This is a genomic window from Niabella beijingensis, assembly GCF_020034665.1.
In the GTDB taxonomy this organism is placed as follows: domain Bacteria; phylum Bacteroidota; class Bacteroidia; order Chitinophagales; family Chitinophagaceae; genus Niabella; species Niabella beijingensis.
The window spans coordinates 3,011,031-3,035,810 of record NZ_JAIQDI010000001.1; the positions used below are offsets into that span (position 1 = coordinate 3,011,031).

General features: G+C 45.9%; 22 protein-coding genes. 17 read left to right on the top strand and 5 right to left on the bottom strand.

Features of this window, described 5'->3' with window-relative positions:
- Window positions 1–155: 155 nt before the first annotated feature.
- The 4 genes from K7B07_RS12600 (at window position 156) to K7B07_RS12615 (ending at window position 6,601) form a co-directional block, all read left to right on the top strand.
- Window positions 156–860 carry an NUDIX hydrolase gene (locus tag K7B07_RS12600; protein ID WP_223710112.1) on the top strand — a complete coding sequence of 235 codons (705 nt, stop codon included), beginning with the start codon at window positions 156–158 and terminating at the stop codon, window positions 858–860.
- A 128-nt stretch (window positions 861–988) separates the two neighbouring features.
- On the top strand, window positions 989–3,955 hold the full coding sequence (locus K7B07_RS12605) for a SusC/RagA family TonB-linked outer membrane protein (protein ID WP_223710114.1): 2,967 nt from the start codon (window positions 989–991) through the stop codon (window positions 3,953–3,955).
- Between the two features lie 20 nt (window positions 3,956–3,975).
- Complete coding sequence (locus K7B07_RS12610; protein WP_223710116.1) at window positions 3,976–5,559, top strand: RagB/SusD family nutrient uptake outer membrane protein; 1,584 nt, start codon at window positions 3,976–3,978, stop codon at window positions 5,557–5,559.
- A 10-nt stretch (window positions 5,560–5,569) separates the two neighbouring features.
- On the top strand, window positions 5,570–6,601 hold the full coding sequence (locus K7B07_RS12615) for a SusE domain-containing protein (protein WP_223710118.1): 1,032 nt from the start codon (window positions 5,570–5,572) through the stop codon (window positions 6,599–6,601).
- A gap of 102 nt (window positions 6,602–6,703) precedes the next feature.
- On the opposite strand, the gene K7B07_RS12620 is transcribed toward K7B07_RS12615, so the two are convergent.
- The gene (locus K7B07_RS12620) at window positions 6,704–7,534 is read right to left on the bottom strand and encodes a phytanoyl-CoA dioxygenase family protein (protein WP_223710120.1); all 831 of its coding nucleotides are present in this window, start codon (window positions 7,532–7,534) and stop codon (window positions 6,704–6,706) included.
- A 125-nt stretch (window positions 7,535–7,659) separates the two neighbouring features.
- Between K7B07_RS12620 and K7B07_RS12625 the strand changes: the two genes are divergently transcribed.
- The 13 genes from K7B07_RS12625 (at window position 7,660) to K7B07_RS12685 (ending at window position 19,445) form a co-directional block, all read left to right on the top strand.
- The gene (locus K7B07_RS12625) at window positions 7,660–8,520 is read left to right on the top strand and encodes an AraC family transcriptional regulator (protein WP_223710121.1); all 861 of its coding nucleotides are present in this window, start codon (window positions 7,660–7,662) and stop codon (window positions 8,518–8,520) included.
- A 128-nt stretch (window positions 8,521–8,648) separates the two neighbouring features.
- Window positions 8,649–9,428 (top strand): C1 family peptidase, encoded by a 780-nt coding sequence (locus K7B07_RS12630; protein WP_223710123.1) that lies wholly within the window; start codon window positions 8,649–8,651, stop codon window positions 9,426–9,428.
- Window positions 9,429–9,569: 141 nt separating this feature from the next.
- Window positions 9,570–10,685 (top strand): C1 family peptidase, encoded by a 1,116-nt coding sequence (locus K7B07_RS12635; protein ID WP_223710125.1) that lies wholly within the window; start codon window positions 9,570–9,572, stop codon window positions 10,683–10,685.
- 27 nt (window positions 10,686–10,712) lie between these two features.
- On the top strand, window positions 10,713–11,081 hold the full coding sequence (locus K7B07_RS12640; protein WP_223710127.1) for a hypothetical protein: 369 nt from the start codon (window positions 10,713–10,715) through the stop codon (window positions 11,079–11,081).
- A gap of 92 nt (window positions 11,082–11,173) precedes the next feature.
- Window positions 11,174–11,473 (top strand): protease inhibitor I42 family protein, encoded by a 300-nt coding sequence (locus K7B07_RS12645; RefSeq protein WP_223710128.1) that lies wholly within the window; start codon window positions 11,174–11,176, stop codon window positions 11,471–11,473.
- Window positions 11,474–11,672: 199 nt separating this feature from the next.
- Window positions 11,673–12,116, top strand: coding sequence for a 50S ribosomal protein L13 (rplM, locus tag K7B07_RS12650; RefSeq protein WP_223710130.1), 444 nt, complete (start codon window positions 11,673–11,675; stop codon window positions 12,114–12,116).
- Window positions 12,117–12,155: 39 nt separating this feature from the next.
- On the top strand, window positions 12,156–12,545 hold the full coding sequence (rpsI, locus tag K7B07_RS12655; RefSeq protein ID WP_223710131.1) for a 30S ribosomal protein S9: 390 nt from the start codon (window positions 12,156–12,158) through the stop codon (window positions 12,543–12,545).
- An 81-nt stretch (window positions 12,546–12,626) separates the two neighbouring features.
- On the top strand, window positions 12,627–13,529 hold the full coding sequence (gene rpsB / locus K7B07_RS12660) for a 30S ribosomal protein S2 (protein WP_223710133.1): 903 nt from the start codon (window positions 12,627–12,629) through the stop codon (window positions 13,527–13,529).
- A 199-nt stretch (window positions 13,530–13,728) separates the two neighbouring features.
- Window positions 13,729–14,565 (top strand): translation elongation factor Ts, encoded by an 837-nt coding sequence (tsf, locus tag K7B07_RS12665; RefSeq protein WP_223710135.1) that lies wholly within the window; start codon window positions 13,729–13,731, stop codon window positions 14,563–14,565.
- A 244-nt stretch (window positions 14,566–14,809) separates the two neighbouring features.
- Window positions 14,810–15,358, top strand: a complete 549-nt coding sequence (locus K7B07_RS12670; RefSeq protein WP_223710136.1) for an RNA polymerase sigma factor — start codon at window positions 14,810–14,812, stop codon at window positions 15,356–15,358.
- Window positions 15,345–16,040: a hypothetical protein gene (locus K7B07_RS12675; protein ID WP_223710138.1), complete on the top strand. Its 696-nt coding sequence runs from the start codon at window positions 15,345–15,347 to the stop codon at window positions 16,038–16,040. The genes K7B07_RS12670 and K7B07_RS12675 overlap by 14 nt, the downstream gene beginning before the upstream one ends.
- Window positions 16,041–16,066: 26 nt before the next feature.
- Entirely contained in the window at window positions 16,067–16,969 is a 903-nt protein-coding gene (locus tag K7B07_RS12680) for a DUF4097 family beta strand repeat-containing protein (protein ID WP_223710139.1), read from the top strand.
- A gap of 118 nt (window positions 16,970–17,087) precedes the next feature.
- Window positions 17,088–19,445: an outer membrane beta-barrel family protein gene (locus K7B07_RS12685; RefSeq protein ID WP_223710141.1), complete on the top strand. Its 2,358-nt coding sequence runs from the start codon at window positions 17,088–17,090 to the stop codon at window positions 19,443–19,445.
- 98 nt (window positions 19,446–19,543) lie between these two features.
- On the opposite strand, the gene K7B07_RS12690 is transcribed toward K7B07_RS12685, so the two are convergent.
- The 4 genes from K7B07_RS12690 to K7B07_RS12705 all read right to left on the bottom strand — a co-directional run bounded on the left by K7B07_RS12690 (window position 19,544) and on the right by K7B07_RS12705 (window position 24,738).
- Window positions 19,544–23,050 carry an ABC transporter permease/M1 family aminopeptidase gene (locus K7B07_RS12690; RefSeq protein ID WP_223710142.1) on the bottom strand — a complete coding sequence of 1,169 codons (3,507 nt, stop codon included), beginning with the start codon at window positions 23,048–23,050 and terminating at the stop codon, window positions 19,544–19,546.
- Window positions 23,051–23,053: 3 nt separating this feature from the next.
- Window positions 23,054–23,926: an ABC transporter ATP-binding protein gene (locus K7B07_RS12695; RefSeq protein WP_223710144.1), complete on the bottom strand. Its 873-nt coding sequence runs from the start codon at window positions 23,924–23,926 to the stop codon at window positions 23,054–23,056.
- A 77-nt stretch (window positions 23,927–24,003) separates the two neighbouring features.
- Complete coding sequence (locus tag K7B07_RS12700; RefSeq protein ID WP_245562268.1) at window positions 24,004–24,189, bottom strand: helix-turn-helix domain-containing protein; 186 nt, start codon at window positions 24,187–24,189, stop codon at window positions 24,004–24,006.
- Between the two features lie 30 nt (window positions 24,190–24,219).
- A complete protein-coding gene (locus K7B07_RS12705; RefSeq protein ID WP_223710145.1) occupies window positions 24,220–24,738 on the bottom strand; it encodes a DUF2975 domain-containing protein in 519 nt (172 codons plus the stop codon).
- Between the last annotated feature and the right edge of the window lie 42 nt (window positions 24,739–24,780).

Sequence of the window (24,780 nt, forward strand, 5' to 3'; positions counted from 1 at the left end):
AATTCTACGAAATATTCGTAATGTGTTTAACGTTTTATTAGCAACCTTGTGGTACGAACGTTTGGTTGTGCGGTGTTGAATAATCCTGCGAAAATCAATAGAAACGGTGCTGGTTTATAAACTCAAATTGTACTTTTGTACCCATCACGAAAGCAATGGGTAAAAATTCTAATCTGAAAACGGCAGCAATTGAGAAAAGCAGCCATCTGGAATATTTCAGGATCGCTGTATCTGTGGACTGTGTTATTTTCGGATATGAAGAAAAGGAATTGAAGGTATTGCTGATCAAATCAGATCTGAAAGAATTTGCGGGTCTGTATTCCCTGCTGGGCGATCTGGTAAGACCTGATGAGGATCTGGACAAAGCATCTTACCGGGTGCTGAAAGAGCGTACCGATCTGGATGATGTATTCCTGCAACAGGTGCATACATTTGGCACGGTTAACCGTCACCCTTCGGGAAGGGTCGTATCTACCGCCTATTACTCACTGGTGAACATCAACAGTCATAAGCTGAAGATCGATAATAATGATCTGCGATGGCATCCGGTAAAAAATATCCATAAGCTGGCCTTCGACCATAAAGAGATCCTTAACACCTGTCAGGAACACCTCCGGGGGCAGATCGAAGAACACCCGGTGGCGCATAACCTGCTGAATGAAAAGTTTTCCCTGCGCGAACTGCAGGAGGTATATGAAGCCATTCTCAATACACCCCTCGACCGCCGGAACTTCCGGAAAAAGATCACGCTGAAAAGCTGGCTGATCGATCTTAATGAAATGGAAGATAATGTTTCCCACCGCCCCGGCAAACTCTACAAATTCAAGCCTAAGCTGATAAAAAACAACAAGTTAGGATAAACAATAATTTTTTATACACTTTGTGTACTTTGTACACATAAATGTACTTAATTTTGTTTTTGTATTTTTTCACTAACGTGTATTAAGTACACGATTGATATTAAAACAATAATTGTTTGTCTATGTACATGAGAAGATTGTTTGCAGCATCTGCTGTCACCTTACTGCTGCTGTTTCCCGGAATGATCCATGCCCAGACGAAAGCCGTCAGCGGGAGGGTAACGGATTCAGGAACCGGCCAGCCGCTTCCGGGGGTGACCATTTCGGTTGTAGGGCGCTCCCTGGCTGTATTAACGGATAGCGCCGGCAGTTACCGCATCTTTCCCGGAGCGGCCACCGGCACACTTGAGTTTTCATCTGTTGGTTATGTATCCCAAAAGATCAGAATAACCGGGGATCAGCTGGATGTTTCCCTGGTTCCGGAGATCTCCAACCTGGAAAATGTGGTGGTGATCGGGTATGGTACGGCGCGGAAGAAAGACCTGACGGGTTCGTTGGCTACAGTAAATGCTGATGATTTTCAGAAAGGAAATATTACAACGCCAGACCAGTTGATAGCCGGAAAGGTGGCGGGTGTTGCTATCACGCCAAACGGGGGCCGTCCGGGATCAGGAAGTACCATCCGGATACGGGGCGGCTCTTCGCTGAATGCAAGTAACGATCCTTTGATTGTTATTGATGGAGTGCCGGTAGATAATGGCTCTGTATCCGGTGCTGCCAGTCCATTGAGTTTTATCAATCCCAATGATATAGAAAGTTTTACTATTTTAAAAGATGCATCTGCTTCTGCAATATACGGAGCCAGAGCAAATAACGGCGTATTGCTGATTACAACAAAGAAAGGCAAATCCGGTGCTTTCAAAGCCAGCTATGGCACAACAAATTCCGTTGCAGTGATCAGCAAAACAATTGATGTATTGACCGGTGAGCAGATCCGGGCAATCGTTGAGGAATTTGGAACTACAAAACAAAAGGCACAATTGGGAACTGCATCCACAAACTGGCAGAAGGAAATTTACAGGGCAGCATTTGCATCAGATAATAATCTTACACTTTCAGGTGGGATTAAGAACTTTCCCTATCGCTTAAGTCTTGGCTTTTTAAATCAGGATGGTATTTTAAAAACGGATAATCTGAAGCGGACAAGTATAGGACTTGCCTTAAATCCTACTTTTTTTAATAATCATTTAAAGGTAGATCTGAATATAAAAAGCTCTTTCCAGAAAACGCGGTTTGCAAACAGTGATGCGATAGGGGCTGCCGTGACTTTTGACCCTACTCAGGCAACCTATATGGAAGACCAGACTTATGGTGGTTATTATCAGTGGACGGAACCAAATGGAAAACTGGTATTAAACAGGGCGAATAACCCGGTAGGTCTGCTGGAACAGACTTTTGATAACCAAAAGCCCATGAGAAGCATCGGCAACTTACAAGTCGATTATAAATTTCATTTTTTACCTGAGCTCAGGGCAAATATCAATGTCGGGTATGATATCAGCCGAAATAACGGGACAAAATTTATTCCGAATAATGCGGCATCAAATTATGTGATAGATAGCGCTGCAGGAGGCGGTTTGTATCAGGAAAGCAAACAGGAACGGAACAATACATTATTGGATGCATACTTGAATTATACAAAGAAACTTATGAGCATCAAAAGCCGTATTGACGCAACAGTTGGATATTCCTATAATAATTTCAGGGCCAAAAATTACAATTTTCGCTCCCTCAATGCCAACAGGGATACATTGTCGGGGTCCACGGCTCCTGTTTTCTCCTTTGATATTCCTGAGAATACACTGATCTCTTATTGGGGCCGGTTACTGTACAATTTTGATGAGAAATATTACCTGACAGCATCATTAAGAAGAGACGGCTCTTCAAGATATTCGCCGGAAAACAGATGGGGATGGTTCCCTTCAATAGGACTGGCCTGGAGTCTTAAGAATGAATTCTTCAAAAATAGTACGGAATTATCAGATCTCCGGTTGCGTTTTGGTTATGGCTCTACGGGGCAGCAGGATGGTATCGGTAACTATGATTATTTGGCGCGGTATGGCGTTGGCGGACTGTCTGGCTCTTATGAATTTGGTGATGCGTTTTATAATGGTGTAGGGCCTTTTGGATATAACGCGGGTTTAAAGTGGGAAAAGTTGCAATCGTATAACCTTGCATTGGATTATGGTTTTGCGGACAACAGGGTCAGCGGCAGCATTGAGTTTTATATACGTAAAACGCAGGATTTGTTGAATGCTATTCCCCAGGCTGCGGGGACAAATTTTAGTGCATATATACTGGCGAACGTAGGAGATTTGACAAATAAGGGCATCGAATTTACATTAAATACGCAACCGATAAGAACCGCTACCACCACATTGGAAGTAAATTTCAATTATGCTTACAATCATAACAATATTGAAAAACTAACGGTAAACCCTGATTCAGCATATATGGGAGTGCCGACAGGAGGGGCTGAAGGTGCCAGTGACCAGATTATGCTGCATGCTATAGGACATCCCCGAAGCACTTTCTTTTTGTATCAACAAGTTTATGATGCAAATGGGCAGCCACTGGAGGGAGTTTTTGTAGACCGGAATAATGATGGTATCATCAATGCGGCGGATAAATACCTGAATCATAGCGCTGTTCCTGATCATACTTTTGGGTTGAGCACAAATCTCACTATAAAAAATTGGAGTGCGGGTTTTGTAGCCCGCGCATCACTGAATAATTATGTATACAACAATATTTATAGCAAGGCCAGTGCACTCAACGTAATTACCGGCAATTATATTATCGGTAACGCTTCCAAAAATTACCTGAATACAAAATTTACAGGAGGAACTGACCTTCAACCTTTAAGTGATCTTTGGGTGGAAAATGCCTCTTTTTTGAGGATGGATAATTTATTTATTGGATACAACTTTGGCAAGATCAGAGGTATATACTCGCTAAGAGCCACAGCAGGGATCCAAAATGTTTTTATCATTACCAAATACAAAGGACTGGATCCCGAATTGTCTGGCGGTACAGATAATAATTTATATCCGCGTCCAAGAATATTTTCCCTGTCACTCAACCTGGATTTTTAAAACTATTAACACACTGTAAAATGAAAACTATTGTTATCAGATTCATTTTTATATTCTATGTCGTTACACTTTTGTCATGTGAGAAGAAACTGAATTTATTTCCGACAAACGATCTGACAGCGGAAAAGGTTTTTGCCACTCCTCTTGGATACAAGCAGGCTCTGGCAAAAATATATGTTTCACTGGCGGTTACCGGTACCAATGGAAGGGATATACCGGCAGAAATCGTACTTGATGAAGGAAGTACAGGCTTCTTGCGTCAATTGTGGTATTTACAATGTCTTACCACCGATGAGGCGGGGTGGACTTATTCCGGAAGCACGGATCCTATAGGAATGCATCAGATGAGCTGGACTGCGAGCAGCCAGACAATCGCAGGATTGTATTTCCGTTGTTTTTATTTGGTAACACTGTGTAATAATTTCATTAAAGAATCGTCTGAAGATAAAGTGGCTTCAAGGGGAATATCAGGCACTGACGCAGCAGATATAAAAAGATACCGGGCCGAGGCCAGATTTGTAAGGGCGTATAGCTACTGGGTGCTTCTTGATAATTTTGGAAATGTGCCGTTCACGGATGAAAATTATGTAATCGGATCCGGTGTTTCGCCAAAGCAAATGACCCGTGCGACCCTTTTTAATTATATCGAGGCGGAATTGAAAGCTATTGATGAAGAACTGGCGGCACCACGGACCAATGAAAATGGAAGGGCTGACCAGGCTGCTGCATGGGCTTTGTTGGCAAGAATGTATCTAAACGCAGTTGTCTACTCCGGTTCGGAAAAATATACAGAAGCAATTGTTTATGCGAAACAGGTAATTAATGCCGGGTATACGCTGCATAATGATTATACCCAGCTCTTGCTAGCAGATAATGACAGGCTTACAAACGAGTTTATCTGGACCATACGATTTGATGGAACACATACACAGTCATACAGCGGAACAACTTTTCTGGTGCATGGTCAGGCAGGTGTTCCGGCAGCCATGACTGGTACCAATGGCTCCTGGGATTGTATCCGCATGACCGAACAATTTGTGGATAAATTCAACTCACAGGATGTACGAGGTCAATTCTGGACCCAGAATCAACGAAGGGAAATGGATGTTTTACTGGGAGATGCAAGGGCCGGTTATTCTTCTTCTAAATTCAGAAACCTGACGCAGACCGGAAAGATAGGCCCGGGTACGGATGCAGGAGGTACATTTGTCGATGTTGATTTTCCTGTATTCCGGCTTGCGGAAATTTATCTGATTTATGCGGAAGCCGTTGTGCGGGGAGGGAGCAGCGGAGAGAATGGCACTGCTCTAAATTACCTGCAGGCTCTTGCAAAAAGAGCGCGTCCGAGCAATCCCAATGCCGGCGGTACGGCTGTTTTAAGCGCTGACTATATCCTGGATGAAAGAGGACGTGAATTATTTTGGGAATGCCACAGACGAACCGACCTGATTCGTTATGGGAGATTCACAACGAACACGTATTTGTGGTCCTGGAAAGGAGGTATACGCAGTGGTACAGCAGTTGATCCCAAATACAACCTGTTCCCTATTCCTGCAATTGATATCACATCAAATCCCGGTATTACTCAAAATTCTGGTTATTAAAAAAAGAAGTATGAAAAGTACGCTTATATTGTTTATGATTATGGCTGCTGCATGTTGCTTGGCATCTTGCAAAAAAAAGGATCAACTTGCCCAGATAAATAATGCAAAACCCACTCTAAGCCTCTCGACTGAAGGACCATTGACTTTGTCCGTTGAAACAGCAAATAATATGGTCTTAACCCTGTCCTATGATAATGTAGATTTTGGTATAAACGAAACACTGGCATATCTATTGCAAATTGCACCAGCCGGGACCGACTTTAAAGCGGACTCAATGATTCAGTTTAGTTTAGATCGGAAAGCGGGAGAAAAAAAATTCACCGGTGCAGAGCTGAATAAATTACTCCTCAACGAATTTTCACCGGCAGGCCAAACTATAAATTTTGAAATACGTCTAATAACCAGTCCCGGCAAAATTATTTCCAATACAGTACCCATTACAATAACCACTTATGAAGACTGGCCGAGAATACTTGAGCAGGACTTTCTTTATACTCCTGGTGCCTATCAGGGATGGGATCCTGCCTCAGCTAAAATTGCTAAAATGTATGTTACAGCAGGCGACAAGGTAGCTGGCCAACTTACCGGATCCATTTACATGCCAGACCCGGTTAATGAATTTAAATTTACACCGGGGCCCCAATGGGACAACTCCTATGGAAGCGTCACCAACACAGGAAATGCGGGTACGCTGCAATATAACGGCGGTGGCAATTTCAGCATAAAAGATAAAGGATATTATCAGGTCGATCTGGATCTTACAGCCAAAACATGGAAAGCCTCGTTAAGCAATTATTCCATTATCGGCGATGCCGCCATCAGCTGGGATACCGATGTGGAACTCGAATTTGATCCGGCCACACAAACTTTATTCAAAGAACTGCCCATGAAGGCAGGCGAATGGAAATTCCGGAAAAATCATGCCTGGAGCGGTGGAGATTTTCCTAAAGACAATCTAACGATAACTGAAGCGGGTACCTACAAGATCCTCCTGGACATGCGCGTGCCTTCGGATCCTTACTGGAAAGTAATAAAACAATAGGTCGGAATACCGGCCTGATCTTGAAATAATGCTATCTAAAAGAGCTGCATTTTCTGTTACAAAGAATGCAGCTCTTTTATTGGTTACCGGAATCCCGGTATATCATCCCTCCGGCTCATATAAAACCGGGTTCAGCGGTGTGTCGATAACCGCACCGATCTCCGCACCGGGACACCAGGTGTCCCAGTCGTTTTGCTGGTTCTTGTTCTCCGGCGCTTTCAGCCGCATATCGCGGTCCATATAGATAATGGTCATCACGCGGCGTGTGTTGCCGGTGGTATTGGCTCCGGCCCGGTGAAAGACCCAGCCCGAGTGGAAGCTGACCTCACCCAGGTCAAAGGCTTCGACCACATGTTGAAAGTCTGTTACACGCAGCCGTTGCTGGATCAGCGTTTCGCTTTCATCACCGATCGCCAGTTCCCGGCCCTCAACGATCTGATGGCTGCCGGCACTGAATTCCAGCGGCCCCATCTCCAGCGGTGTTTCCTGCAATGGGATCCACGCAGTGATGGTCTTATCCGTTTCCAGCGGCCAGTAGTACTGATCGGCATGCCAGGGTGTAATGCCCCCGCCGCCTTCTTTGTACAGGGCCTGATCGTGGTACATACGCACGCCTTCTACCTGCATCAGATCTGCTGCGATCTTACCCAGGCGCCTGCTGAATACCAGCGACCGTACTTCCCCGTTTTCCCGCCACAGGTTAAATAATTGCAGAAAGGCCTTCCCGTAAGTGTCCCGTTCCTCCAGGGAAGTACGGACGGTATTCATCGCAGCTACCTGCTCGGAAATGATTTTGCTGAAACAGGCAATAGCATCCGCTGAAAGTACCTGTTTTAATTTTATAAAACGGTTGGTGTTGTAGAAGTGAAGGTCTTCTTTTGACAGCTGGTAAGGCTGGTCCAGTTCCTGGAGAATGTGCGCCGGTATTGCCATCGTTGATTGTTTAAAAAATAAAATTAAATGGCTTTGCCGCCCTGATTCATCACTATATTGACAAGATCAGCACTATATTTTCCTTTTACGTAAATTTAGCAGATAAACCGTGCAACATTGTATCAGTGAAACCCGCTTTTGAAAATATCGAACGCATACGGATGGATGAGAGCTTTGTAGTGTATGATTATGAAGCAACACATTTTCCTTTTAAATGGCACTATCATCCGGAGTATGAACTGACCCTGATTACTTCGGGTAGCGGAAAGCGGATGGTAGGGGACAACTACTCCGATTTTTTTCCGGGAGACCTGGTGTTGCTGGGTTGTAACCTGCCGCACACCTGGGTAAGCGAGCCGGGGCGGGAAAAGGCTGCAGCTGTTGTGATCCAGTTTTCTGCTGCCTTTATACAACCCTTTTTGCAATACCCCGAATGTAAAGGCATAACGGCCCTTTTGGGCAAATCGCAGCGGGGAGTATCTTTTAAAGCGCGCCCGGCACGCGACACCATCGGAAAAATCAAACTGCTGTCCGGGGCAGACGGTATTGAAAAGTTGCTGGGACTGATAACTGTGCTGGCGGATCTGAGCAAACTAAATACAACATTTATCAGCACCTCAGCAATCAGCACGATACCTGCAGGTGCCGCGGAGGAGCGCATCAACAACGTATTTCAACACATCTACCGCTATTATAAAAAGCCCCTGCGGATAGAAACGCTTTCAAAGCTGGTGCACCTTACGCCCGGTGCGTTCTGCAAATTCTTTAAAAATACAACGGGCAAAACATTTTCGGATTATGTAAATGATGTGCGCATTGGTAAGGCCTGTACCCTGTTGCTGGAAACAGACCGGAATATAACGCAGATCGCCTATGAAGTGGGGTTTGAAAGCATTACTTATTTTAACCGGGTCTTTTTCCGGAAGAAAAAAGCAACTCCAAGAACGTTCAGGATGCAACTGAAAACACACTGGAAAATGGATTAACTGCCATCCGTAAAAATACTACCCCAGGTTACGTAATAGTACTTTCGCTCATTTCAGGTATTTGCAACGCCTGCGGAGCGGTGTAATATTGTGGTATCAAAAACAGAGCAACACCAAAAATAAATGCCATGGCAAAGCCCGCTTCATCATCTCCCAAACGCTCATTAGGCTGGATACCGGATCTGCCGGATGCCCGCGATTTTATGTATGCAGCTCCGCTGAAAATAATGCAGCGCCTGCCGGTAAAAACTGATCTCCGCAAAACATGTCCGCCGGTATACGACCAGGGCAGCCTGGGAAGCTGTACCGCAAATGCATTGGGTGCGGCATTCGAGTTCGGAAAGAAAAAGAAACGGAAGAAAACATTCCGCCCTTCCCGGCTTTTCCTTTATTACAATGAACGGGTGCTGATGAATACTGTATTGTCCGACAGCGGTGCTTACCTGCGCGACGGAATTAAATCGCTGAACAAACAGGGTATCTGCCCGGAAAAAGACTGGCCGTATCGCGAAGAAACTTTTGCTCAAAAGCCCCCTGCCCCCTGTTACAAAACCGCGTTAAAGAACCAGGTATTGTCTTACTGGAGGATCCCTGTAAATCTTACCTCCATTAAAGGCTGTCTGGCAGAAGGCTATCCCTTTTCTTTCGGCTTCAGCGTTTATGAAAGTTTTTTATCGGCAAAAGTTTCAGCCACCGGCATTATGCCGCTGCCCGATATTTCGAAGGAAACACTGGTAGGCGGTCATGCGGTGCTGGCCGTCGGATACAGCGACGAAAAACAAATGGTACTGGTGCGTAATTCCTGGGGGAAGGCCTGGGGTATCAGTGGCTGTTTCTGGATGCCCTATACCTATATTTCCAATACAACATTCTGCCAGGACTTCTGGACGATACGGGATGTTGAATAGCTGATCCGTTATAACAAGCCATTGCAGCAACGGTTCAGTCGCTCCGAACCTGCAACAGGATACCTGTGCCCGCCGGCGCCGGCCGGAAGGTCCTGTACACGATCATTCAAATCCATTTTTTAAATAAACAAAAGCAAACACATGTCAAAAATTAATGTTGCAGCCATTCAGTCGTCCATCACTGAATCCGGCTTAACCTGGCAGGCTGCAAACAATGAGTTTACCGCTATGACGGAGGCGGAACGCAAGTATTTCCTGGGATTTACACCCGGACCGAAAGAACGGTCCCTGGCCGCTCGGGAGGATGCTTCGGAAAAAGCACTTAAATCATTCCAGCTCTCGGCTGCCGGAAAGGGCATCAAAAAGAAAAAGGCCTTCGGCTATCCCACACTTTTTGACTGGAGGAACCGCAGCGGACAGAACTTTGTTACACCGATCAAAAACCAGAGCTCCTGCGGCTCCTGCGTGGCTTTTGGTACAGTTGCTACTGCTGAAATTGCTTACCGCATTCAAAGAGGCAATGCGGCGTTGGCCATCGACTTTTCGGAGGCGCAGCTGTTTTACTGTTATGCAAAAAGCGAAGGCCGCAACTGCGCCAACGGCTGGTGGCCCGACAGGGCCCTGATCGCCTTCCGGGACAAAGGACTGGTAGATGAAGCCTGCTTCCCCTATACCCCCGGCGACCAGGCCTGTAATACCTGTAGCAATGCGGCAGACCGCCTGCTAAAGATCAGCGGCTTTACCCGCTTAACCACCACTGCTGCGATGAAGGACTGGATCAGTACCCGGGGCGCCCTGGTGGCCTGTTTCACAGTTTATACGGACTTTTTCAGCTACCGTTCGGGAGTTTACCGGAGGGCGAACAACCATGTGGAAGGCGGGCATTGCATATGTGTGGTGGGCTATGATGATGTGAACCAGTGCTGGATCTGTAAGAACAGCTGGGGGGCAGGCTTCGGTGAGTCGGGATTTTTCCGGATCGGTTATGGTCAGTGCGGGATCGATGCGGAAATGTATGGCATCAACAGCATTGTGGAAACCTTATGGACCGGGGCCCAGAAGGTCATCGGCCTGTGGTCGAATGATTCCCCCAATAACGCCTGGGCCTATATCGCCGGTTTCGGATGGAGGAAGATCTCACCGGCCAGCGACAATATCCACCTCAACCTGCTCACGCAATGCATCTCTGCAAAGAACCGTGGTGCAGCGGTAAGCATCCATCTCACCAATGGTGTCATCGACCAGATCTATAATTAATACATAACCTGAATAAATCATTATACAATGAATGCAGTTAAAAAGGCATCTGCCAAAAAATCAATAAGGAAAAGTGCCACCGCACCGGTTGCGGCGGCTGCAACTACGGAGACCGTTGTGGCAAAAAAGGCAAACGAGCCCACCCTGCTGCCTCCGGGCGCAGGCGGACTTACCGCCTGGAACAACAATGTAAAAGTTGTGGGTACCTGGGGCATTGCCGAAAATAATAATGCCTGGCTGAACATCAGCGGCATGGGATTCCGGAAGATCAAAGAGAACAACACCCAGGCCCTGCTGGCTATTTTAATGATCGGCGCCCATGCACGGGATAAGAACAGTGTTGTAAATGTGCGTACAGAAGCAGATAATAAGGTATACGAATTATATGCATGGTAGGCCGTAATGGCGGAACGGAATGAGTTGCTTTCTGCCGCTGCTCTTGCGGCGGAAGGCAATTTCTTTTAAAAACCGGTTGTAACTTTGAGACTATGGAGAAGAAAATCCGATTACAGGCAGGGGAAACCTTCCTGCTGCAACTGGACAGTCTGGGCGGGGCGGGTTACACCTGGATCGTGGAGCAGAACGACGAAAGAACGACCCGGGTTGAGCTATCCGGTGCCGGGCAGGCTCCCCGTAAAAAAGACCCCATTGGGGGAAGTTCAATTACAACAGTCACGATTACAGCGGTGTCGAAAGGAACCTCCTCCATAAAACTTGTTCAAAAACGACCCTGGGAAGCGGATCAACCGCCTCTAAAAACCGTCCGTATCGGGGTAACGGTGGCCTGACTGCCGGAAAAATAACGGGAAAAACTGGTGGTAATTTTAAACCGGTCAAAAATTTTACTGAAAATCAATTTATTGTAAAGGAGCTATTAAAAATAGTTCCTTTTTTCATTGTTTTTTATGAAAGAGTGATCTACCTTTGCACTCCCTTAATAAAAAGGGCCGGGGGATAGCCCGGTATCACTAAAAAATTAAATTAAAAATGAGTAAACAACATTTCACCACGAAACATGCGAACGAGGCTACCGTGCAGCGTAACTGGTACGTTGTAGATGGTACTAATCAAACTGTAGGACGTATGTGTTCCCGTATCGCCGCTATTTTACGCGGTAAAAACAAAGCTATTTATACGCCACATGTGGATACCGGCGACTACATCATCGTGATCAACTGTGAGAAAGTGAAACTTTCCGGTAACAAGATGGATCAGAAAGTATATGACACCTACAGTGGTTATCCCGGTGGACGTAAAGAAGAAGCCGCATCAGATCTGCAAAAACGCCGTCCGGAAGTAATTATTGAAAGAGCTGTAAAAGGAATGCTTCCCAAAAACCGTCTGGGTCGCAAAATGTTCAAGAAATTGTTTGTATATGCCGGAGATACACATCCGCATGTGGCACAACAACCCAAAGAACTTAAATTCTAATAATTAAAAAGTCTTCCTTTAAGGAACAAATAAATAAATATGGAAAAGCAAAAAAATGCTGTAGGACGCCGTAAAGAAGCCATTACCCGTGTTTTCTTATCCAAGGGTACTGGTGCCATTACCGTTAACAATAAAGATTACAAAAACTATTTTGCGCTGGTTTACCTGCAAAACCAGGTGGAGCGCCCGCTGAAAACAGTGGAAGCTGCTGATAAATTTGATGTAAAGATCACAGCAACCGGTGGCGGTGTAAAAGGCCAGGCGGAAGCTGCGATGCTGGGCATTGCCCGTGCGCTGGTAGAAACGAACGCAGAATTCCGCCCTGCTTTAAAAGCGGCAGGCCTGTTAAGACGGGATCCCCGTTCTGTTGAACGTAAGAAATTCGGTCACAAAAAAGCAAGAAAGAGCTACCAGTTCTCTAAAAGATAATGGCAGATGGTTCATAGTTCATTGCCATGAGCTATTAACCATGAACTATGAACATTTAAAATTAATTTTCAATTTTATAAGATGGAAAATAACAATACATCATTACAACAACAGCTTCTGGAAGCGGGTGTGCATTTCGGTCACTTAAAGAAGAAATGGAACCCTAAAATGTTGCCTTACATCTTTGCTGAGAAAAAAGGCATTCATATCATCGACCTGAATAAAACAGTCGAATGCTTACAGGAAGCAGCTGCTGCTATGAAGCAAATAGCGCGCAGCGGTAAAAAAATACTTTTTGTTGGTACAAAGAAACAGGCAAAAGATATTGTTACAGAATGTGCACAGAGAGTGGGGATGCCTTATGTAACCGAGCGTTGGCTGGGTGGTATGCTTACCAACTTCAACACGGTGCGTAAATCTGTAAAGAAAATGCAGAGCATTGAAAAAATGCTGGGTGATGGTTCTTTTGACAGCATTACAAAGAAAGAGCGCCTTACTTTAACACGTGATAAAGAAAAAATGGAAAAAGTGCTGGGTGGTATCGCTCAGCTGGGTCGTGTTCCTGCTGCTTTATTTATTGTAGATATCGGTCATGAGCACATCGCTCTGGCAGAAGCAAAACGTCTGGGTGTTGGCACTTTTGGTGTGGTGGATACGAATGGTGATCCCAATAAAGTGGATTTTGCAATCCCTGCAAATGATGATGCTACCAAATCCATTGCCATTGTTGTAAACTACATCACTGCCGCTATTGCTGAAGGCTTGAGCGAAAGACAGGCCGCAAAAGATGAAGAAGTAGAAGACAACTTTGCTGATGAAAAAGAAAAACAGGCAGCAAAAATACAGGCAGAAGCAGAAGCTGAAGCAGGCCGTGGTGGTAACCGTGGCCGTGGTACAGGTACCGGAACCGGTGCAGGTGCCGGTCAGCGCCGCAGAACCACAACCGGTGGTGGCGGAGCAAGAAGCGGAGGCCCGAGAAGATAATCATCGTTTAAGGTTTAAGGTTCAATATTTGAATTTAAGGCGAAGGTCTTAGAAATCAGGTGCTGAATCTTAAACCTTACTCAATTTGACCCGGCCCCATAAATATAGAGCCGGATTGATAACAATAAGATTTCATAAATAAGTCCGGTTTAAGATTTAATGTGCTGAACTTTAAACCTTAAACCTTAAACAAAAAAGAATGAGTACAGTTACAATAACCGCACAGGATATAAATAAGTTACGCCAGGCAACAGGTGCTGGTATGATGGATTGCCGCAAGGCTTTGACAGAAACCAACGGTGATTTTGAAGCAGCTATTGACTGGTTGCGCAAGCAGGGTCAGAAAGTTGCTGCCAAAAGAAGCGACCGTGAGGCCAAAGAAGGTGTAGTGATTGCACAAACCAATGCCGATAATAAATCAGGTATTGTGGTATGTGTAAGCTGCGAAACAGACTTTGTTTCTAAAAACGAGGACTTTGTTGCTTTTGTAAAAAGCATTGCAGATGCCGCAATCAGCAATGATATCAAAACCATTGATGAACTGAATGCAGCAACGATCGATGGCGCTAAAATCGCCGACCTGGTAAACGATAAACTGGCGTCTATCGGCGAAAAAATCGGTATCACCAAGTTTGAAAGAGTAGATGCACCTTATGTGGCTTCTTACATTCATGGTGCTTATCGCATTGGTGTACTTGTAGGTCTGGATAAGGACGCTCCTGAAGTTGGAAAGGATATAGCCATGCAGGTAGCCGCGCTGAGCCCTGTAGCGGTGGATGCATCAAGCGTTCCTGCTGATGTGGTTGCCCGCGAAAAAGCGGTGATCATGGATATCATGAAAGAAGATCCGAAAATGGCTGGTAAGCCGGAAGAAATGCTGGCCAAGATCGCTGAAGGCAAACTGGGTGCGTTCTTTAAAGAGCAGACCCTTACCGCACAGGCTTTTGTAAAAGATGCCGGAAAATCTGTTGGCGACTACCTGAAAGAGAACGGTGACGTAAAAGTTACTGAGTTTAAAAGGGTGGCTTTAGGATAAACCGCAGCGTTTTGGTAAAATAGCTTTAAGCACTCCGAAAGGGGTGCTTTTTTTATGCATTCCTCTGAACAACAACTATCGCAAATATTGTTTGTTGCGGATAATCACCTGAAATACCCCCCGAAACCGGGAATGAGCTTTTTAACTGCCCCCGGCCGGAAATTTTGTTTATTCTTCAAAAATGCCGCCTTCCTACTGTAACAATTTTCAGTTTTTGTCATTACAAAATAAGAGGTAGACGCATTTGAATTATACTACTGACCAGGACGCATTGGTGGAACGTTGCCGTAAGGGGGATAAACAAGCCTTTTATGAGGTGTATCACCGTTATGCAAAACTAATGCTGAACAGCAGCATGCGGATACTCAATAACCCGGCAGATGCGGCGGATATGGTGCAGGAATCTTTTGCGATTGCGTTTGACAGGCTGGAGACCTTTACGTATAAAAGCTCCTTTAAAGGCTGGTTAATACGCATAGTTATCAATAAATCACTTGAGTTGCTGCGTAAAAGAAAAAAAATGCAATGGGTGGATGTTGATCTGACCGATATAGAGCAGGAGGTGGAAGCAGGGAGCCCACATGACGAATATATGTTTACCAATGAACAGGTAAAGACGGCTATTGACCGGTTACCAGAAAATTACCGGATTATTTTCAACTTATATGCAGTCGACAATGTTTCCCAGGACGAAATTGCCAAAATGCTTAATATCAGTTATAGTAATGTGCGCACGATTTATCACCGGGCGAAAAACAAAATAAAGGAGTGCTTACAAAATGAATACAGATAAAGACCCGCTGGAGCAGTGGATCACCAGCAACAACGACTTTTTTAATGCGCAGGAACCAACAGAGGAACTCTGGCAACGGGTAAAGAAGGAGATCGATTCCCGGGGTAAGGAACGGGCTACGGTCTTTGTTATGAAGCGCTGGTTATACGGAGCGGCGGCATCCATATTGATATTGATCGTTTCTGGAATATTCTATTTCTCCAGGCAGGAAAATCCAGATACCGGCAGGGAACAACCGGTTGCAAAGACGGAGCCTTTTGCACACCGTGATAGCAATACGAACAGGCGGGAGACAAAAATGCTGGTGCCTGAAGATTCGGGAACTCAGGAGAAAAAGATAAACAACGGCCCGGAGGAAAAAGAAGAGGATGAAGCACTGTACCATTACACGAGATTGATCGAAATAAAGCAAAACCAGCTCCATGTATTACTGCTTACCGAACCTCACTTGTACAAGGCATTTACACGGGATCTGAAAACCCTTGAGAATTCCTACAAAGACTTAAAAGAACAGTTTCAGCAAAATGGAGATAAAGAACAGCTGCTGGAGGCAATGATTGAAAATCTGAAAATGCAGACCGAATTATTGAACAGTCAATTGGAAATATATAAGGAGCGCCGCAGGAAGGACAGCACATTAAAAGAAAATAAATCTTTTTCGTTCAATGCGCGGATTTTATAACATCCAGAAAACAACAGGTAAAGAATATGAACTACGCAATAAAAGGGAACCTGCTTCTGATCATTTTTTTTTATATCCCGGTCTTTTCATTCACAGCAAACGCACAGGAGCATGAAGCACAAAAAAAAATAGAACAGCACTATTCATTGAATAAAAATCAAAGGGTATCTGTTACAAACAGGTTTGGTACCATAGCTATTTATAACTGGAGCCAAAACCAGGTAAAGGTGGAAGTGACGATCACTGCCCGGGCTGCTGACCGTGTTGCCGCACAAAGCATTCTTGATGCAGCTACTATTGAAAGTAAGGAAGGCGATCTCATAACATTTAAAACGCAAATAGCGGAAGGAACCGTAATCGGGAAAAAAGGCATATCGGTTGATTATGTAGTGTATTTACCAGAGGGGAACAAGCTTGATGTGAACAACACGTTAGGTAACACCGTTATTCCCAGCCGCAGCGGTATTACCAACATTACGCAGGTTTTAGGAGACCTGACAACGGGCGACTTAATGAATGGGAACATAGATAGTAAGCTCGGCAAAGTAGTTACAGGTATATTGAAAGATGTTCATATTAAAATTGGTCATGCCGAAGTGAACATCAAAGGTGTTTCAGGTACGATCAATGGAGATTTCCTGCTTTGCAGGCAACTAAAACTGAGACTGACCGATCAACTTAAAACATTGGATCTCAAATTATCTTATTCAAAAAATGCGGTATTTATGCTACCCGCATCTTTTAACGGCAATTTTAATATCGAAATAAAATATGGAAAACTGGATAACCAGACTACTGCCAACATCCCCCAAACAACCTCGGAGGAATCATTCGGGTTTTCCTTTAAACGGGCTTATGCAGGACGTATGGGGTCGGGCAAAGTGCCGGTAAGAATTTATAGCGATTTCGGAAACGTGATATTGGAATAGCGCTCAAACCCTTTTGTAGCGGGCTGTTCCGCCGCTTTGTAAGCAGGCAATAGAAACTGTAAGGGATAAGTATGCCGTAACCTGGCAATTCATTTATTCAAATTATAAAACAAACCGTATGAACAAAGGCTGGGGCTGTATGCTGGCGATGCTGTTGTGGGGCATTTCAGGGGTGATTGCCCAGAATATTTCAGGTGCTATAAAAAATGAACGGGGCAGCGGATTAAGGGATGTAACGGTAACCTTGTTGAAAGAAAAGGATTCATCCGCTGTTAAATATGCGATAACGGACACCTCCGGTCATTTTCTATTTGAAAAAACAGTGCCCGGACATTATATCATCCGGGCAAGCCACACTAATTACGGAACGCAGTTCTCAGGACCGGTTTTGGTTCAAAATGAAACCGTAACAATTCCTTCGATTTTGTTGTATAAAGCGGCAAAAGAACTTCAGGCTGTTAGGGTGAGCAACACAAAACCATTGCTGGAACGGAAAGTCGACCGGCTGGTGTTTAATATAGAAAATTCCATTGCCGCCAGGGGCAGCTCATTGGAAGAGGCGCTGCGGATCACGCCCCTGCTGCAGGTACGGGAAGGTGGTGTTTCTATGATTGGAAAGGGCGGGCTGCGGGTGATGATCAACGACCGGATGATTTATTTAAGTGGCGCCGACCTGATGCATTATTTAAGAAGCCTGCGTTCCGATGACGTGGCCCAAATAGAAATTATAACATCACCTCCTGCTAAATATTCCGCTGCCGGAAATAGCGGCTTAATTAATATTATACTAAAAAAGAATCCTTTACTGGGCTGGAGTGGTTCTATTGGCGCTACTTATTCCCAGGGGATACGCGCGGGGTTTAGTGATAATTTTATATTGAACTACCGGTCGGCACGCATCAGCAGTTCGCTTAAGCTCCGGCAGAATACCCGGCGGGGTATCATCGATGAAACCGCAGACCAGGTAGGAACCATCTTTCAGATACTCAATAATTTCCCCCGGGCCACATCCGCATCAGGTGTGGGAGCCAACCTGACCCTGGATTATAAGTTGAACAATAAAAACAATATTGGATTTATTTATGATGTCAATAAGTCGAGTTATAAAATTGATCAGCGGGGCAGCACCACCTATCAAACCAATCATATCACCGATTCAGTGTTATTTACACCATCCTATACACGGCAACCGGCAGCAACGCACACCTTGAACGTGTATCATGATTTTAAGATTGATACCCTGGGTAAACTGTTAAATACGAGCTTCAGCTTTTTTTCAAATGAACCGGAAAGCAGGCGGTCCTTTACCACAACATCCAGTCAATCATCAACGATTGATCAGGTAATGAACAATAGTGATACACGGTATAACGTTTGGGCACTGCAGTCGGATGTAACATTGCCGTATAAATGGGCCAAACTGGAAACGGGGGCTAAGTATACCTATTTTGATAACATCGCAGCAAATGACTATTTAAATCTTACCAGAGCCGGTTATATTTTGGATACGGCAAAAAGCGACCGTTATCAGTATGAGGAGCAAAACATCGCGGCATACATCAGTGCCGAAAAAAACTTCAGTAAGCAATGGTCTGCAAAGGCAGGCTTAAGATATGAATATACCGTTGTTGATGGATTTTCACCTACAACCAAAAGCGGCAACAGCTATATGTACGGCAGGCTGTTTCCTACGGCCTATGTTACCTATAAATTAAATAATGTAAACACATTTTCACTGAATTATTCCAAACGGATCAATCGCCCCTCCTTGGGACAGATCAACCCGCGTAAACTCTATACAAATCCGTATAGCTACTACATGGGAAATCCCCTGCTGCAGCCTTCCTACAGTCATAATATAGAATTATCATACCTGTACAAAAGTATGTTGTCGCTTACCGTATTCGGGCAGCGCACATTGAACGGGGCCGGCAGCATTGTAAAAGTAAACGGTAGTTCGGTCATCATTACGTCTGCAAATTATCTGACACAAAACAATTTCGGGGCTTATGCCTCCTTCAATTGCAAAATTTTTAAATGGTGGGAAAACAACAGCTCGGTTTCTTACAGCGGCTCCAGCTCGCAATCATCCCTGCTGGATATCGTAGTAAAGAATGGATCTGCACTCAATTACGGAACGAATAATACGTTCGTTATAACGAAGTGGTTGCGTTATTTTTTAAGCGCCTCTTACACGCCTGGCAATACAAGAGGCAATGTATATACGTATAGCCAGTATTATGTCAATTCCGGCTTCAGAGCATCGTTTGTGGATAATAAGTTGCTGATTGGCCTTTCGTTCCTCGATGGATCCCAAAACCGATACCGGCTTTACTACAAGGATTTTACCCAATACACCAATACCGATTACCACTACCGTACTTTCAGTCTGAATGTCTCTTACCTGTTTGGAAAATCAAAAGTAAAAGAGAATGGAAAGCGGGTCGACTTCAGAGAAACGCAGCGGGCTAATTAAAACAGATACGGTCAATAGCCTGTTACCCAGGCGCTGGTCCATCATCTTTTGTAGGTCCGGCTCCCAGGATATAGGCTGAAGGTGTCGAATTGCAAATATTAAGGGATTGTTTTCTCTTTCGATGCATCCGAGCGGTTCAGGAATTTGAGATCCGGATCCAGCACCACCCGCGTCGGCTTTTTTGTAAAAGGTAAGGTCGTATCAATACGGTTACGGGAGGGATACAGCATCCGTTTTTCAGTATGGCCTCCGGCCAGATATATCAGTACATCAACGGGGTCATCAAAGGGAACGGTTTGGGCATTTCCCTTTCCATCCTCCAGAAATTTGCGGGTAACTGCGCCCAGCTGCAGTGTGTATATATGACCGGCCGGTTGTTGTGCGGTCGCTTTTTCCAGTACCAGGTCATAGGTAACCACCTGGCGGAACCATTCGTTCAGTTTCGCGGTATCGGAAGGCCCCGCAACGGTATAAAGGGCCTCCAGCAGATCCGTGGAAACGGGCACCTGTTGGGGCCAGGCATGTTTCCTGTAAAAGCTTTTCAACGCCTGATTGATGCGTGTTTCACCCAGCAACAGATAAAGCTGATACATCACCACCATCCCCTTATCATAAGAAAGATAGGGTTGGGCCGGGTTCAGCCGGAACAGGGGCGGTTCATCAGCCTGGTTGCGGCTGCTGAGGTAAAGGTCTTTGTGTACTGCTACCCGGTCGGCAAGTACAGCGGGCCCATACGCCTTTTTATAGCACATCAGCTCTGTGTACATAGCAAGTGTTTCCGTCATCAGTGAACTGCCTTCCCGTTCATCCGGTGCAATGCCGCTATTGCCCCACCAGGCATGTGCGGTTTCATGACTTACCATTTCATGAAGGATATCCCTGGCGGGATCCTTGTCGACAATATTGCTGTATCCGAAAGCTTCGTTGATGAACAAACTGCCCGGGTAGGCCGTTCCGGCAAAACCTTTGGTAAGCGCCGAGATCTCGATAAAGCGGGCTGTCGGGAACGGGTAGGGGCCAAAGCTGGATTCGCAATAGGCGATGCTCCGGCGCGCGGTCTGCATCAGGTGGTCAATGTTTCGGTGATGTTGCGGATCGTAATACACTTCAATCGAAGTGCTGCCCTGCCGTTGCTTTTTCACGGCATAACGGGCGGATGCTACTGCAAAACGGAAGGGCACCGGTGATGGCGTTTTGTAATGGTAGTAACTGCGGTCGCCGGTTTTCCATTGCCGCTGCAGTTCGCCAATGCTGATAGCGGTCTGGTTATTCCCCACCGATACTACGGTCTCGAAGTGAACGAAACCGGCATCCGTTTTCCGGGGCGACGACAACACCGGCAGTCTGCCGGCAGTATCCAGACCGTATTTTTTACGCTCCTGTTTTTCTTCAATTTCATTGCTGCTGTTGTATCCCGGAACCGGAAAATACCGGCTGATCCGGATAAAGCTTCCGTTCCGGACGATGGTATTGAACCCGGCTGCTTTTTTGAAGGGAGACCCCCGGTATTCAAAACAGAATAGAAAGGTAATGCTGTCGTTGGGCATCAGGGGCCGAGCCAGTTTAAATATATAGTAGCCATAGGTTGAATCGGATGTTATCAGTTTCCCGTTGCCGGTCTGCAACCTGCTCCAGCTCATTTCCTTATCGCCGTAGATATAGAGGGTATCAATAGGAAGGGCAGTCTGATTCACCATCCGGTAATGTCCTCTGACCTTATAACCCAATGCTTCCGGGTAAAGATCAATACAGGAGCTCACGGCTGTGATCACGGGCTGCGGCCGGTCTGCAATAAACGCGTACTTTTTTTCATATGATGCTTGCCAATCGGTGAGGGCGTTCCGGGAAGGCGATGAGGTGTTGATAAAAAGCGTGCTGCCTGTATAAAGAGCTGTAAAGAAAAGAACGCCGGATGCACTCCACCAAACCAATGATCTTCTGCTGGCGCCAGCAGACCGGAGGGTAAAGGCAATTGTGATCAGGAAAAGCAGCAGGGTAACCGAAGACCAGTACAGCATGTTGTAATGAAAGGCAGAAAGACCGCTGTCAAAACCATTCATTTCACTGTAGGCGCCCTGGAAAGAATTGGCAAAACGCAGCAGCGGATGGCGGAGGCCGATCATGGTTCCGATGCTGGTATGGGTAAGCAGCATCAGCGATCCTGCAAGAACAATACCGGTATATTTATTTTTCGTAAGTGCCTGTATGCAGATGATCAGCCCGGCATTCAGGAATAAGGGCAGTCCGATAAGATAAAAAAGGGAGGCATACAGTGCCCAGTCAACGGAGGCATTGTGCTTTATGACTTGTATAATAAGTCCTGTGCCGATACCTGCCAGCAACAGCACCACCACCACAGGGGCCAGTGCTACCCATTTTGAAAACAGCATTACAGCCGGATGAACGGCCGTAGTGCTTTCCAGGGCATTAAACCGGGTCTGGCGGCTTCGCCAGAAGACCTCATTCCCGTAGAATACCAATACCATTAATGCCATCAACGGCAGGCCGGACAATATCCCTTCTGTGAGGATAGCAGTGGTGGCCAGGTGTTCCGGCAGCCGGCTGTTCCCGTTAATATTGCTGAATGTTTCGATGCTCATAAAACCTGCCCAGCCGGCAAGAAGCAGCCAGATGGGAATGCTTTTGAGGATATTGCTCCATTCGATGGAAACCAGGCTCCGGAGGCATTGCAGATCAAAACGCCAGGTGCCGGTACGGGTAGTGATGGGCCGGTAAGAATGTTCCGGAGCAGCAGGTGACCGGCGTTGCTTTTTGATCCCGCCTGATAGTTGGGGTTGCAGGGCAAATCGTTTATAGGCAAAAAAAAGCAGCAGGCCCGATACGGTCATGTACAGCAGCCGGTTTATAAGCAGGCTGCCGCTTAGTTGCAGCAGTTGGGTATTGCGCTGGAGCGGACTCCAGTAACGGGTTTGCTCCAGGAAGGCAGCAATGCCGAAAGGGTCTGTTAATGCAGCAATATGCATCGCCGTGGCCGGCACCGGCGTGCTGTTGGCAATGATGGGGGAGTTGGCATAAAATGATACACCCCAGTAAAGAAAATAGATCAGTACGCCCGATACATATACCAGCATCCGGCTGCGGGTAAATAAGCCGATGCTTACAGCAACCGCGGTACAAAAAAGGATATTGGGAAGCAGCAGGATGAAAAAGGGATGAAGGTACCGGAGGAGATGAATGGCATCGGTTTCACCGGGATACGCTCCGGGTACCAGGTGACCGGCCACCATACCTGCGATTAACAGCAGATAACAGGCCGCGCTTACAAGAAAAATACTGCTGAATCTGCTCCATACATAGGGGGCTTTGCGGATGGGTGTGGCATAAAGAATGGCATCAAAGCGGCTGTCCTTTTCGCGGAACAGGGTTTGTGCGGCCAGTATCGTGGTAGTGAAGATGCATAACAGGGACATGATCCCAACAACATAGTTCAATACATAAGTGCCGTTCCTGAAAGTGTTGGGAAAAGGAAAGCGGGCCACGGTGCCGGTAATAAATCCCAGCAATATAAAGAACAGCAGCAGGAGGTAAAATGACAGCCTTTGGCTGATGAACCGCCATTCGAATTGTAATAATTGCCGGAACATAATTTATACAAGAGTTAATTGGGTGAAATAAACATCTTCCAGATCGGCCTGTTTGGGCGTAAAATCACCTCCGGGATCTTTTTCGGAATAGATCGTGATATGCAGCCTGCCGGCAATAAAATGCGATGTGATGACCCGGTGGCTCTGCTGTTCCTGCTGCAGGTCTTTTTTATCGATCCGCTTTGACCATATCTTTCCATCGAGCGCCTTTATAAAATCATCCGGTCTTCCGGCTGCGATGAGGGTACCGTTTTGAATGATGGCCATTTTTGTGCAGAGATTGCGTACATCTTCAACCAGATGTGTGGAGAGGAGCACGATCACCTGTTCCCCGATCTCACTAAGCAGGTTATTGAAGCGGTTGCGCTCTTCCGGGTCCAGGCCCGCAGTAGGTTCATCAACGATGATCAGCTGGGGGTTGCCCAGTAATGCCTGTGCGATGCCAAAACGCTGGCGCATACCACCAGAGAAGCTGCTTACCGCCTTGTTTTTATGCGTGTAGAGGTTGGTCTTTTGCAGCAAGGCCAGTATCTGTTCTTTTCGCTCGTGGCGGTTGGTGATCCCCTTCAGAACAGCTAAATGGTCCAGCAGCCGGAGGGCCGATAGCCGGGGATACACACCAAAATCCTGGGGAAGATAGCCCAGTTGCTTTTTGATGAGTACAGAACCCGGCGTAGCGATGTGGTCGTTAAAAATGATGCGCCCCTCGTCCGGCCGCTGAAGCCCGGCGATGGTGCGCATCAGGGAGGACTTTCCGGCGCCGTTAGGGCCCAGCAGGCCAAACATGCCATCGGATAATTCCAGCGAAATGCTGTTAAGGGCCTTCACCCCGCCGGGATAGGTTTTACTGAGTTGTTCAATGATGAGTCGGTTCATCGGATGAAATGTTTAAAGACAATAGGATTCCCTGCAGCCTTACGGCCGCGATTTTAATAGTGTGAACTGTTATGGATTTAGCTTTCCTCTTCTATATATTCCAGGATATCGCCGGGCTGGCATTTCAGTGCTTTACAGATCGCCTCCAGGGAATCGAAACGGATGCCTTTGGCCTTTCCTGTTTTTAGTATGGATAAATTGGCTGGTGTAACGTTTAAAATTTCGGCCAATTCCTTTGACTGCATCTTACGTTTTGCAAGCATTACATCAAGGTTTATGATAATTGGCATGGTTTAAAAAATTAAATCTTGTTCGTTTTGTAATTGCACTCCCCGGCTGAAAATAACGGCCATAAAATAGGCAAAAATGCCCAGCACCCAATGCAATACTGTAAGAATGACAATCGTAGCCACTTCGTAATGATCTGCCAGGTGTCTTATCAGGAAGGGAAGCGGCGCCAGGAAATTGAGCAGGTAAAATACTTTCAGCCGTTGTACTCCCTTGGGGGTGAAGAATTTTTGTGCCCGGAATGTTTTGAAAACATTGCCCAGCGTCCAGAAAAAGACGCCATATAAACCGATGAATGCGGTCATCTCAAAAATATAGATGAACCGGTACTCATCCCCGATCAGAAAGGGAATTGATGTGAACGGATAATGCAGAACAAAGCGCTGCCCTCCATCCATAGGATGCACCAGCTGGTTGCTGAAAAGAAAACAGATCATTATATACAATGCACTGGCCAGGTAAGGAACTGCCAGCAGCCGGGACAGGTACAACAACACGGTGGCAACGATGCGAACGTTTTGCATTTTGTTTACTTTCTGTAAAAGTATAATTAATTATCGTAAAAC